Origin of the sequence: Agrococcus sp. Ld7 (assembly GCF_045064095.1) — a bacterium.
In the GTDB taxonomy this organism is placed as follows: Bacteria; Actinomycetota; Actinomycetes; order Actinomycetales; family Microbacteriaceae; genus Agrococcus.
This window is the reverse complement of sequence record NZ_JBISGY010000009.1, coordinates 113,080-125,296: the sequence shown is the minus strand read 5'-3', so window position 1 is coordinate 125,296 and position 12,217 is coordinate 113,080. Positions and strand designations below refer to the sequence as shown.

The 12,217-nt window shown below is 70.8% G+C and carries 14 protein-coding genes; 12 read left to right on the top strand and 2 right to left on the bottom strand.

The features are described from left to right. Nucleotides 1-193 precede the first annotated feature (193 nt). The gene (gene ndk / locus ACJJVL_RS02835) at nt 194-604 is read left to right on the top strand and encodes a nucleoside-diphosphate kinase (RefSeq protein ID WP_405216783.1); all 411 of its coding nucleotides are present in this window, start codon (nt 194-196) and stop codon (nt 602-604) included. A 120-nt stretch (nt 605-724) separates the two neighbouring features. Here the strand turns inward: ndk and ACJJVL_RS02830 are convergent, their stop codons facing one another. Next, nucleotides 725-1,345: a vitamin K epoxide reductase family protein gene (locus ACJJVL_RS02830; protein ID WP_405216781.1), complete on the bottom strand. Its 621-nt coding sequence runs from the start codon at nt 1,343-1,345 to the stop codon at nt 725-727. Between the two features lie 42 nt (nt 1,346-1,387). Here ACJJVL_RS02830 and leuE point away from each other — a divergent pair, with 42 nt between their 5' ends. After that, a complete protein-coding gene (gene leuE / locus ACJJVL_RS02825; protein WP_405216779.1) occupies nt 1,388-2,071 on the top strand; it encodes a leucine efflux protein LeuE in 684 nt (227 codons plus the stop codon). A gap of 193 nt (nt 2,072-2,264) precedes the next feature. Then, nucleotides 2,265-5,012, top strand: coding sequence for an Rne/Rng family ribonuclease (locus ACJJVL_RS02820; protein ID WP_405216777.1), 2,748 nt, complete (start codon nt 2,265-2,267; stop codon nt 5,010-5,012). A 70-nt stretch (nt 5,013-5,082) separates the two neighbouring features. Here the strand turns inward: ACJJVL_RS02820 and ACJJVL_RS02815 are convergent, their stop codons facing one another. Beyond that, complete coding sequence (locus tag ACJJVL_RS02815) at nt 5,083-5,352, bottom strand: DUF4031 domain-containing protein (protein WP_405216775.1); 270 nt, start codon at nt 5,350-5,352, stop codon at nt 5,083-5,085. Nucleotides 5,353-5,513: 161 nt separating this feature from the next. Between ACJJVL_RS02815 and rplU the strand changes: the two genes are divergently transcribed. The 9 genes from rplU to rsfS all read left to right on the top strand — a co-directional run bounded on the left by rplU (nt 5,514) and on the right by rsfS (nt 12,217). Continuing rightward, nucleotides 5,514-5,822, top strand: a complete 309-nt coding sequence (rplU, locus tag ACJJVL_RS02810; RefSeq protein WP_405216773.1) for a 50S ribosomal protein L21 — start codon at nt 5,514-5,516, stop codon at nt 5,820-5,822. 12 nt (nt 5,823-5,834) lie between these two features. Continuing rightward, the gene (gene rpmA / locus ACJJVL_RS02805; protein ID WP_347753824.1) at nt 5,835-6,092 is read left to right on the top strand and encodes a 50S ribosomal protein L27; all 258 of its coding nucleotides are present in this window, start codon (nt 5,835-5,837) and stop codon (nt 6,090-6,092) included. A 79-nt stretch (nt 6,093-6,171) separates the two neighbouring features. Then, nucleotides 6,172-7,704: a GTPase ObgE gene (gene obgE, locus ACJJVL_RS02800; protein WP_405216770.1), complete on the top strand. Its 1,533-nt coding sequence runs from the start codon at nt 6,172-6,174 to the stop codon at nt 7,702-7,704. Beyond that, nucleotides 7,701-8,498, top strand: a complete 798-nt coding sequence (gene proB / locus ACJJVL_RS02795) for a glutamate 5-kinase (protein ID WP_405216768.1) — start codon at nt 7,701-7,703, stop codon at nt 8,496-8,498. The genes obgE and proB overlap by 4 nt, the downstream gene beginning before the upstream one ends. A gap of 41 nt (nt 8,499-8,539) precedes the next feature. Continuing rightward, the gene (locus ACJJVL_RS02790; protein WP_405216766.1) at nt 8,540-9,802 is read left to right on the top strand and encodes a glutamate-5-semialdehyde dehydrogenase; all 1,263 of its coding nucleotides are present in this window, start codon (nt 8,540-8,542) and stop codon (nt 9,800-9,802) included. A 50-nt stretch (nt 9,803-9,852) separates the two neighbouring features. Then, nucleotides 9,853-10,032, top strand: coding sequence for a hypothetical protein (locus ACJJVL_RS02785; RefSeq protein WP_405216764.1), 180 nt, complete (start codon nt 9,853-9,855; stop codon nt 10,030-10,032). 7 nt (nt 10,033-10,039) lie between these two features. Next, complete coding sequence (gene nadD / locus ACJJVL_RS02780; RefSeq protein ID WP_405216762.1) at nt 10,040-10,639, top strand: nicotinate-nucleotide adenylyltransferase; 600 nt, start codon at nt 10,040-10,042, stop codon at nt 10,637-10,639. After that, entirely contained in the window at nt 10,636-11,817 is a 1,182-nt protein-coding gene (locus tag ACJJVL_RS02775; protein ID WP_405216760.1) for a hypothetical protein, read from the top strand. Before nadD ends, ACJJVL_RS02775 begins: the two co-directional genes overlap by 4 nt. A gap of 16 nt (nt 11,818-11,833) precedes the next feature. Continuing rightward, nucleotides 11,834-12,217, top strand: a complete 384-nt coding sequence (gene rsfS / locus ACJJVL_RS02770; RefSeq protein WP_405216758.1) for a ribosome silencing factor — start codon at nt 11,834-11,836, stop codon at nt 12,215-12,217.

The following is a 12,217-nucleotide window of genomic DNA, read 5'->3' as shown; positions in this document are numbered from 1 at the left end:
CTCCGCCTCCGCTTTCGCCCCGATAGCGACATCTGTGTCGATGGGTAGGCGCGGCGGGTCGGATGGGTGACCACGGCGCGGCGCATGGGCGGCCGCGGCCACGGCGAGGGCGCCGCGGCCACGGCGAGGGCGCGGCGGGCGCGGGTGGGGGCTGCGGCGGGCGCGCGGCGGGGCGCTCGGTAGGCTGGCAGGCATGCAGAACACCCTCGTCCTCATCAAACCCGACGGCGTCACGCGCCAGCTGACCGGCACCATCCTCGCCCGCATCGAGGCCAAGGGATACGTCGTCACCGACCTCCGCCTCGTGCAGCCCGAGCGTGCGCTGCTGGAGGAGCACTACGCCGAGCACCAGGGCAAGCCGTTCTTCGAGCCGCTGGTGGAGTTCATGCTCTCGGGCCCGTCGGTCGCGATCCGCCTGGAGGGCGACCGCGTGATCGAGGGCTTCCGCTCGCTCGCGGGCACGACCGACCCGACGACGGCCGCACCGGGCACGATCCGCGGCGACCTCGGGCGCGACTGGGGCCTGAAGGTGCAGCAGAACCTCGTGCACGGCTCCGACTCCGAGGAGTCGGCCGAGCGCGAGCTCACCCTCTGGTTCGGCTGACCCACGCAGGAGGCGCTGCGGCCCCTCGCAGGCGCGCGCCCGCATCCGCCAGCGCCGCCGAGCGTCCCGAAGCAGCGCAGACGCTCGGCGGGACGCGCTCGTTCGGGCTCGGCGATCAGGTCAGAGGCCGCCGAGCAGGTAGCGGGGGATGCCCGGCAGCACGATCATGATCGTGAGCACCAGGATGACGGCGAGGGCAAGCGAGAAGACCCAGCCCCACGGGACGAGCTTCGCGAACGCGCGGCGCATGCCTGAACCAGCGGGAAGCGCGCCGGAGCCGAAGCCCCAGACCCACAGCGGGAACACCATGGCGTACATCGCCAGCCACACCATGAAGCACCAGGGGCAGACGAAGCCCAGCACGAAGATCGACTGCTGCGCCAGGAAGAGCACGATCGCCAGCCCGCCGAGCAGACCGATCGAGAAGACGGTCCACACCCAGCGGGGCATCGCGACGCGCCCCAGCGTCAGTGCCCCGACGATGATGGGAGCCGGGAAGGCCATGAGCCCCAGGAACGGGTTCGGGAAGCCGAACAGCTCGCCCTGCGCCGACTCGATCGCGCCCGAGCACGTCAGGAACGGGTTCAGATCGCAGCCGAGCGCCTCCTCCGGGTGCAGGAGCAGCTCGATGCGCTCGACCGAGAGCGCGAACGCGCCGAGCAGGCCCACGAGCCCCGTGACGATCAGCAGCACACCGAGCCACACGGGCGCCGCGAGGTGGGCGCGTCGATTCTCAGTCATGAAGCCTCATGGCTCTCATCCAACCATCGTGCGGGGTGCCGGATGAGCCTCGACGCCGCAACGCTGGCGGCATTCATAGCCGGCGTCATCGTGATCGTGCTGCTGCCGGGTGCCAACAGCCTCTACGTCATCACCGTCTCGCTGCGCGCCGGCCGCCGCTCCGGCTTCCGCGCGATGCTCGGCGTCTTCCTGGGCGACGCGATCCTGATGGTGCTCGCTGTGCTCTCGGCGCAGGCGCTCTCGGCCAATCCGCTGATCTTCCGCATCCTCACGTGGGCGGGTGCGCTCTACCTGTGCTGGCTCGCGGTCGGCCTCGCGCGCAGTGCCGTCGCCCGCATCCGCGCCAAGCGGCAGCGCACCGCGGAGCCCGCACCGACCGAGAACCCGACGCATCCGCTCACGGCGCCGAACCCCATCATCGCGCGCCCCCGCATCGCGCCATTCCGCACCGCGCTCGTCACGAGCCTGCTGAACCCGAAGGCGATCCTGTTCTTCGCGTCCTTCTTCGTGCAGTTCATCGATCCCGATTCGGCGACGCCGCTCGGCGACCTGCTCGTGCTCATGCTGATCCTGGAGGTCGTCTCTGCCACCTATCTGGCCGTGCTCGTGCTGGTGGGCTCGCGCGTCGGCCGCAGCGTGCAGCCGCACGGCTGGCTCGCGATCGTCGGCACGCTGCTGGCCGCCGCCGCATTCGTGGCGCTCGCGGTGCGCGTCGTGCTGCCGTAGCAACGCCGCGACCGTGCGGTAGACTTCCCCGCAGCGCGCCCGACGGGCGCACGCACAAGTTTTTCCGGGCGGCAAGCCGTGCCCGGGCCGCCCCCGCAAGGGGGTGAGACGAGAGGATTCGCGCCGGGGCGCGCCCCGGAATGCGACGGAGATGTCGACCGGCAGTGTCGGTCGCGACAGGAGTGCGCCAGCAATGGCAGAGAACACGACGGCCCTTCCCGAAGAGGGCGGCGAGCTGCAGGCACAGACCGCAGCCGAACAGACCACGACCACCGACGGCACCGCTGCCAAGGCCGAGAAGCCCAAGCGCAAGCGCATCGGCATCCGCAAGAAGGCGACCGCAGAGTCGGAGCCGAGCGCGGCGACCGAGCACGCGACCGATGCCCCGACCGACGCGGGCCACCAGGATGCGACCGAGCAGCAGCAGGCCGCGGATGCTCGCCCGACCGGCGATGGGTCGCCCTCGACCGCGACCGACGCAGGAGAGCCGGAGCAGCCGCCGCATGGCACCCCGGCGGTGGGCGAGCTGGAGCCCGGCCACGAGCCCGGTCTCGTCGACCCGGCAGCCCTCGGCGCGACCGAGCCCGGCGCGAGCGACGCCGCGCCCGGCAGCCAGCAGCAGCCCGATCCGCTCGCGGCTGCCACGTCGCTGCCCGCGCTGCCGGCAGGGCCGTTCGGCCTGCTGTTCCACGCCCCGGATCTCGACACCCTGCCGCCGCTGCCCGCGGCGAGCGCAGATGACGACGACGATGACGATGACGATGATGACGACCGGCAGGGCGACCGGCGGTCATCGCGTCGCAATCGCCGCAACCGTCGGCGCGAGCCCGAGGACGACAGGCCGCTCATCACCGAGCCGCAGAAGGTGAAGGGCTCGACCCGGCTCGAGGCGAAGCGCCAGCGACGCCGCGAGGGCCGGGACGCCGGCCGACGCCGCACCGTGGTGACGGAGACCGAGTTCCTCGCCCGTCGCGAGTCCGTCGAGCGCCAGATGATCGTGCGCTCGAAGCATGACCGCGTGCAGCTCGCCGTGCTCGAGGACGGCGTGCTCGTCGAGCACTACGTCGCCAAGTCGAGCGAGTCGAGCCTGATCGGCAACGTCTACCTCGGTCGCGTGCAGAACGTGCTGCCGAGCATGGAGGCGGCCTTCGTCGACATCGGCCGCGGGCGCAACGCCGTGCTGTACTCCGGCGAGGTCGACTGGGATGCCGCAGAGCTCGAGGGCCAGCCGCGCAAGATCGAGCTCGCGCTCAAGCCCGGCGACACCGTGCTCGTGCAGGTCACAAAGGATCCCATCGGCCACAAGGGCGCCCGGCTCACGAGCCAGATCTCGCTGCCCGGCCGCTACCTGGTGTCGGTGCCGGGCGGTTCCATGAACGGGATCTCGCGCAAGCTTCCCGACACCGAGCGCGCGCGCCTCAAGAAGATCCTCAAGCAGGTGCTGCCGGAGGGCGTCGGCGTGATCGTACGCACGGCCGCGGAGGGCGCCACCGAGGAGCAGCTGACGAACGACGTCGAGCGGCTCACCCGCCAGTGGGAGCGCATCCAGCAGCAGCGCCAGTCGGGCACCGCCCCGCAGCGCCTGCACGCAGAGCCGGACCTGCTCGTCAAGATCGTGCGCGACGTCTTCAACGAGGACTTCGGGAAGCTCGTCATCCAGGGCTCTGAGGCACTCGAGACGATCCGCGAGTACCTGGAGGCGATCGCGCCCGACCTGCTCGACCGCGTCGAGCCCTACGAGGGCACCGACGACCCGTTCGAGCACTTCCGCATCGCGGAGCAGATCGACAAGGCGCTGGACCGCAAGGTCTTCCTGCCCTCCGGCGGCTCGCTGGTGATCGATCGCACCGAGGCGATGACCGTCGTCGATGTCAACACCGGTCGCTTCGTCGGTGCCGGCGGCAACCTCGAGGAGACGGTCACCAAGAACAACCTCGAGGCCGCCGAGGAGATCGTGCGCCAGCTGCGGCTGCGCGACATCGGCGGCATCATCGTGATCGACTTCATCGACATGGTGCTGGAGTCGAACCGCGACCTCGTGCAGCGACGCCTCATCGAGTGCCTCTCGCGCGACCGCACGAAGCACCAGGTCGCGGAGGTCACGAGCCTTGGCCTCGTGCAGATGACGCGCAAGAAGCTGGGGCTCGGCCTGCTCGAGTCGTACTCGGAGACGTGCGAGATCTGTGCGGGTCGCGGCATCATCGTGCACCACGAGCCCGTCTCCAGGTCGCAGCGGCAGGGCAACGAGCAGAACGGCGGCGGCTCGTCGAACCGTCGACGCGGTCGCGGCGGCAAGCCGAACGACCAGTCGCAGCAGCAGGAGCACCAGCAGCAGGGCGGCAACGGCGGCACGCACGCCATCACCGACGACATGCGCAAGGGCCTCTCGCAGGTCGCGCTCGCCGCGCGCAGCAAGGCCGGCGACGGCGAGGGCGCGACGGCGCAGCCCGAACCGGTGAGCGATGCCCCGGCGAAGGCCTCGCAGGTCGAGTCCTCGCAGGATGCCGCGCAGAATGCGTCCGCGCAGGATGCGTCGGCGCAGGATGCGTCCGCGCAGGGCGCAGCCGGCCGGGGCGACGGGCAGCAGGGCGACCAGCAGGATCGGCAGCCCGCCGGCCGCGGCCGCTCGAAGGGTCGCTCGAATCGCAACGGCCGCCAGGACCGCGATCGCGACCAGCGCGACCAGCCCTCGGGCGTCGTGCGCCCGTCGCAGGATGCGGTGGAGGCCGTCGCGGCCGAGCCGGTCGTGTCGATCCTCGACATCCCGGTGGAGGCGCATCGCGAGGAGTCGGCTCCCAAGGCATCGGTGGACGAGCTCGATGGACTGCTGGGCAGCGCACTGGACGCCATCGCAGCCCCGGCACCGGGCACCGGCAAGGCAGCGCGCCGCTCGCGCCGCGCATCCTCCGGCATCATCACGGCGAAGCCCGACGAGTCCTGACCGGCGGCGCGCAGCGCCGTCCGCACGAATCCGCCCGCCGCTCTCGGCGCGGGCGGATTCGCGCATCGGGTCAGTCGTGCCGGTCGCGCTCCTTGACGCGCAGACCGCTGGCGATCAGACGACGAACGAGCGTCTTCGGGCTCACCCGCTCTGCGCCCATCGCGACGAGCCGGTCGATGCGCTCTGCCGGCACGTCGTAGTGGTCGTGGTCGAAGCCGCGCGCCGGCAGCCCGGCGCGGCGGGCGAAGTCGTGCAGCTCGTCGAGCGACGAGTCGCTCACCAGGTGCGCCCACATGCGGTCGTGCGCCGGCCAGAGCGGGTCGTCGACGAGGATCGCCATGCGTCCACCGTATCCGCACGGTCGCGACGCGCCCGGCGCCCGTGTTGCCCGGTGGGCCGGTTGCCTGTATCGTTGTTCGCTGGCGCAAGTCGCATTCCGTGCGCGCGCTGCAAGCTTCGTCCCGACACTGTCGGGAGTCGTTCCAACAGTGAGGATCCAACGTGGTGTACGCAATCGTGCGCGCCGGCGGCCGGCAGGAGAAGGTCGAGGTCGGGACCATTCTCGTCGTCGATCGCATCGCCGGTGACGACAACGGCAACGTCGAGCTGGCCCCCGTGCTGCTCGTCGACGGCGACAAGGTGACGACCGACGTTGCTGACCTCGCCAAGGTGAAGGTGACTGCAGAGATCGTGACCGATCTGCGCGGCCCGAAGATCCGCATCCAGCACTACCGCAACAAGACCGGCTACAAGCGCCGCATGGGCCACCGCTCGGAGCTCACGCGCCTCAAGATCACCGGCATCAAGTAAGGGGTCCCAGAGATGGCACATAAGAAGGGCGCATCGTCCACCCGCAACGGTCGGGACTCGAACGCGCAGTACCTCGGCGTCAAGCGCTTCGGCGGCCAGGTCGTCAAGGCTGGCGAGATCCTCGTCCGCCAGCGCGGCACGCACTTCCACCCCGGCGCCGGCGTCGGTCGCGGCAAGGACGACACCCTGTTCGCCCTCGCTGCGGGCGCTGTGGAGTTCGGCTCGAAGGGCCGCCGCAAGGTGGTCAACATCGTCGCTGCCGCCGAGTAACCGGCGCACACGACACAGACATTCCGATGAACGGGGCGGGCTTCGGCTCGCCCCGTTCTCGTTTCCAGAGGAGACATCCATGGCCACCTTCGTCGATCAGGTGACGCTGCACCTGCGTGCAGGCAACGGCGGTCACGGCTGCGTCTCCGTGCACCGCGAGAAGTTCAAGCCGCTCGGCGGCCCCGACGGCGGCAACGGCGGCGACGCCGGCGACATCGTGCTCGTCGCCGACCCGCAGGTGACCACGCTGCTCGGCTACCACCGCTCGCCGCATCGCACGAGCGAGAACGGTCAGCCAGGCATGGGCGACCACCGCTCCGGCACCAAGGGCGCCGACCTCGAGCTGCCGGTGCCGGTGGGCACCGTGGTGCGGGATGCCGCGGGCGAGCAGCTCGCCGATCTCACACACCCGGGCATGCGCGTCGTCGTGGCCGAGGGAGGCCAGGGCGGCCTCGGCAACTCGGCGCTGGCGAACACGAAGCGCAAGGCGCCCGGATTCGCGCTGCTCGGCACCGACGGCGCAGAGCACGATGTCACGCTCGAGCTCAAGACCGTCGCGGATGTCGCGCTGGTCGGATTCCCGAGTGCGGGCAAGTCGAGCCTCGTGGCCGCCATGTCGGCAGCGCGTCCCAAGATCGCCGACTACCCGTTCACCACGCTGCACCCGAACCTCGGCGTCGTGGAGTCGGGCCAGACGCGCTACACGATCGCCGACGTGCCCGGCCTCATCGAGGGCGCGAGCGAGGGGAAGGGGCTCGGGCTCGAGTTCCTGCGCCACGTCGAGCGCTGCTCCGCGCTGCTGCACGTGATCGACTGCGCGACGCTCGAGCCGAACCGCGACCCGGTGAGCGACCTGCAGGTCATCCTGGCTGAGCTCGCCGCCTACCCCGTGCCGGAGGGTCAGCTGCCGCTGCTGGAGCGCCAGCAGCTCGTGGCCCTCAACAAGATCGACGTGCCGGAGGCTGCGGAGCTCGCCGCGTTCGTGCGCGAGGACATCGAGCGACAGGGCTTCCGCGTGTTCGAGATCTCCACCGTCGCCCACAAGGGGTTGCGCGAGCTGTCGTTCGCGCTGGCAGAGATCGTCGAGGCCGACCGGCTCGCGAAGGCCGCCGACCCCGCGCCCGAGCGCATCGTGCTGCGCCCGCGCGCGGTCGACCAGGCCGACTTCACCGTCAAGGTCGAGGGCACGCATGCTGGCCCGCTGTACCGCATCCTGGGTGCGAAGCCCGAGCGGTGGGTGCAGCAGACCGACTTCCGCAATGACGAGGCGGTCGGCTACCTCGCCGACCGGCTCGCCAAGCTCGGTACCGAGGAGGCGCTGCTCAAGGCCGGCGCGGTCGCGGGCGCGACGGTCGTGATCGGCCCGGGCGCCGGCATCGTCTTCGACTGGGAGCCGACCGTCGCCTCCGGTGCAGAGGTGGTCGGCAACCGCGGCACCGATCCGCGACTCGACCGCCACGATCGCCGCACCACACCGGAGCGGCGCGAGCAGTACCGACGCATGATGGACGCGAAGCAGGCGGCCCGCGACGGCCTCGTGCAGGAGCGCGATGGGCGCGCGGCGCAGCAGGACGAGAGCCTGGAAGTGCAGCGCTGGGACGACGAGGCGTGACGACGCTCGACCCGCGCGGCGGCGAGCTCATCGTCGTCAAGGTCGGCTCGTCCTCGATCTCGGGCGATCGCCGCGCGCAGATCGAGCCGCTCGTCGACGGCCTCGCGAGCCTGCACCGCGTATGCCGGGTGATCCTGGTCTCGTCGGGCGCGATCTCGACCGGCATGCCGTTCCTCGGCCTCGACGATCGCCCGCTCGACCTGCCGATGCAGCAGGCGGCGGCAGCCGTGGGTCAGAACGTGCTGATGAATCGCTACCAGCGCGGACTCTCGCGCCACGAGGTGACGGCGGCGCAGATCCTGCTCACCGCCTCCGACATGGACCACGACTCGCACCGCGTCAATGCGCGGAACGCCCTGCGGCGCCTGCTCGAGCTGCGGATGCTGCCCATCATCAACGAGAACGACACCGTCGCGACGCACGAGATCCGCTTCGGCGACAACGATCGGCTGGCCGCGCTGGTGGCGAAGCTCCTGCACGCAGACCGCCTCATCCTGCTCTCCGACATCCCGACGCTGCGCACTGCGCCGCCGGACGAGCCGGGCTCCGAGCCGATCCACTCCGTGCCCTTCGGCGATCCTCTCGAGGGCGTGCGGCTCGGTGCGAGCGGCTCGCACATCGGCTCCGGCGGTGCGATGACGAAGGTGGATGCCGCGAGGCTCGCGGCCGACGCCGGCGTGCGCGTCACGGTCACGGCGACCCCACTGCTCGAGCGCCTCATCGCGGGTGAGCGGCTCGGCACCGAGTTCGAACCGAACCCCGCGCCCGCGCCAGAGCTCGACGACGAGCGCTGAGCGGAGCACCCGCTGGCCGCAGGGCCTCGTAGGATCGAGCCATGGCAGAGATTCGCTCCGACGACGGCTTCGATGCGCTGCTGGATGCCTCGCAGCGCGCCTCCCGCGCGCTCGGCATTGCGCCGGCGGCGCAGCGCCACGCGGCGATCGGCAGGATTGCGGCGGCGATCGAGTCGGCAGTCGATGAGATCCGCGCGGCGAACCGCGCCGATCTCGAGCGCGGTCGAGCCGACGGCCTCGACGAGGGGTTGCTCGACCGGCTGCTGCTCGACGACGCACGCATCGCGGGCCTCGCGGCTGCGGCCCGCCAACTGGCCGCACTGCCCGACCCGGTGGGCGAGCAGCTGCAGCAGCGCACGCTCCCGAACGGCATCGACCTCACGCAGGTTCGCGTGCCGTTCGGCGTCGTCGGCGTCATCTACGAGGCGCGTCCGAACGTCACGGTCGACCTCGCCTGCATCGCGCTCGGTTCCGGCAATGCGGTCGTGCTGCGGGGCGGTTCGGCCGCCGAGCGCACCAATGCCGTGCTGGTCGCGACCATGCAGGATGCGCTGGAGGCCGAGGGCCTGCCTCGCGCGGCCGTGCAGACCATCGACGCCTACGGCCGCGACGGCGCGGGGCGCCTCATGCGCGCTCGCGGCCTGGTCGATCTGCTCGTGCCGCGGGGGAGCGCGTCGCTGATCGAGCGCGTCGTCACGGAGTCGACGGTGCCGGTCATCGAGACGGGTGCGGGCATCGTCCATGCGTTCATCGACCGCGCTGCAGATCTCTCGATGGCGCGCGAGATCGTGCTGAACGCGAAGACGCAGCGCATCAGCGTCTGCAATGCGCTCGAGACGCTGCTGGTGCATCGGGATGTCGCCGCGACGGCGGTGCCCGTGCTCGCGGGTGCGCTGCGGGATGCCGGTGTCACGATCCACGCAGCCGAGGAGCTGCCGGGTGTCGATGGAGCCGAGCCGCTCGGCGAGGGCGGCTGGTCGACCGAGCACCTGTCGATGGACATCGCGATCGGCGTCGTCGATGACCTGGACGCCGCCATCGAGCATGTGAACCGCTACGGCACGCACCACACGGACACGATCGTGACCGACGATGTCGCGGCCGCCGGCAGGTTCCTCGCGGAGGTCGACTCCGCCGTCGTCATGCACAATGCTTCGACCCGCTTCACCGATGGCGGCGAGTTCGGCTTCGGTGCAGAGGTCGGCATCTCGACGCAGAAGTCGCACGCGCGCGGCCCCATGGGCCTGCCGGAGCTGACGAGCACCAAGTGGATCGTGCGAGGCACGGGCCAGGTGCGGTCATGAACGTGGTTCTCGCCCGGTCGCGCTAGGCTGGATGCTGATCGGAGGCATCCATGACCCTGCTTGAGCTCGCGACCGCCGCTGCCGAATCCGGCGAGACCAACATCACGCCGTACATCGCCGCGGGCATCACCGCTGCCGTGTTCCTCATCTCGGCCATTGTGCTGCGCTCCTTCCGTGACGTGGCGCACCGCAACGTCGACCCGTACGCACCGGCAGCCGACCGTCTCTGACGCTCCTGTGGCGTCGCAGCGCCGGCGCCGGCTCGGTGTCATGGGTGGCACGTTCGATCCCATCCACCACGGACACCTGGTCGCGGCGAGCGAAGCCGCCCAGCACTTCGAGCTCGACGAGGTCGTGTTCGTGCCCACGGGCGTGCCGTACCAGAAGCGCGACGTCTCGCCCAGCGAGGACCGCTACCTCATGACGGTGGTCGCCACGGCGTCCAACCCGCAGTTCACGGTCAGCCGCGTCGACGTCGACCGGGACGGCCCCACCTACACGATCGACACGCTGCGCGACATCAGGACGCAGCATCCCGACGCCGACCTCTTCTTCATCACCGGTGCCGATGCCTTCGCGTCGATCGTCGAGTGGAAGGACGTGCGCGAGCTCTGGGATCTCGCGCACTTCGTGGCCGTCACCCGCCCGGGGCACAAGCTCGAGATGGCGGATTACCCGAAAGCGCGCGTCTCGCTGCTGGAGATCCCCGCGCTTGCGATATCCTCAACTGATTGCCGAGCGCGAGTGCGCGCCGGCTATCCCGTCTGGTACCTGGTGCCCGACGGGGTGGTTCAATACATCAGCAAGCACGACCTGTACCGGAGACTGACTGCATGAGTGACGCGAACGAAGAGCGCCCGCTGACGCGGCGTGAGCTTCGCGCGCGCGAGCGCGCAGCAGAGCTTGCCACCACCGGCGCATCCGCACCGGAGCCGGAGGCCGAGCAGTCGGCGATCGACGAGCCCGCGCAGTTGGGCCGCCACTCGGCGCCCAGCGTGCCCGGATCGCCAGAGGTGGTCGAGGCAGAGCTGGTCGCCGAGGAGCCCGAGGCTGAGCCCGAGCCGGCGCCCGCCAAGGATCCGCAAGTCTCGAAGCCCATCGGTCGCTTCTTCGGCCGCAAGAAGACGAAGCCCGGGCCGGCCGCAGCGCCGTCGCCCGCTGCATCCGAGCCCGCCGAGACCGTCGCGATCGAGCAGGTCGACGTCGAGAAGGTGGACGCCGAAGACGCGGACGCGAGCGGCGTCATCGAGGCCGAGATCGCCGAGCCGACTCACGATGAGCCCTCGGGGGGCTCGTCCGTGCCCGCGCCGTCGGCGGCTCGCCGATCGAGCGCACAGATCGACGATGTGCAGGGCCTCGACACGGTCGATGACGCCGCGGTCGACGACGTCGAGATCGACGAGGTCATCGTCGCGCAGCCGCGAGTCTCGTCGCGTCGCATCGCCGAGGTCACGCCCGCGGAGCTCGAGGACCGGCGCCTGGCGCAGGAGCAGGCCGACGACGCGATCGTCAGCGGCCCGAGCCGTGGCAGGTCCCAGCGACTCCCCGTGATCGTCAACGTCGTCTCTGACACCTCCGAGCACCACATCGCCGACCTGCGCGAGCAGGGTGTTGCCGGCGCCGGTGGTGGTTCGAGCTCCTCGATCACCGCGAACGCGCTCGTGCTGCCCGCGGGCAGCGAGAGCCCCGACTTCGCCCTCGAGGGCGACGACGGGCTGGTCGTGACGGGATCGATCGACGTGCCGGAGGGCTTCGCATCGTCGGGCCGCGGCAGCGTCTCGATCGACGGCAACGACGTCGACTCCGACGTGGCGGAGGGCGAGGTGACGAGCCCCGAGACGGCGCCCGTGCGCGCGTCCAAGGCCGTGTCGTCCTACGCTCACGCTCGCGTGCAGATCGCGCCGAAGAAGCAGCGCTCGAACGTCTGGCCCGTGGCCATCGGCGTCGGGGCTGGCGGTGTCGCGGTCGCGGTGGCGGGTTTCCTGGCTCTCGCACTCTCGCAGGGCTGGCTCTGATCTCGGGAGGTGCGCGATGAGCGCGGACGACAAGGCGATCGCGCTCGCGCGCGCAGCCGCACGCGCGGCGGACAAGGCGCTCGGCATCGACCAGGTGTGCCTGGACGTCTCAGGGCAGCTGCCCCTGACTGACGTGTTCCTGGTGGTGACCGGCCGCAATGAGCGTCAGGTCAGCGCGATCGCCCGCGAGGTCGAGGACGCGCTGCTGCTCGAGGGCGCGAAGCCCGTGCGTCGCGAGGGACGCGCCGACGGTCGCTGGGTGCTGCTCGACTTCTCCGACATCATCGTGCACGTCTTCCACGAGGAGGAGCGCACCTACTACCAGCTCGAGCGACTGTGGCGCGATGCCGCGGTCATCGACCTGCAGCTGCCGGAGCACGCGGCCCCCGACGCCGAGTAG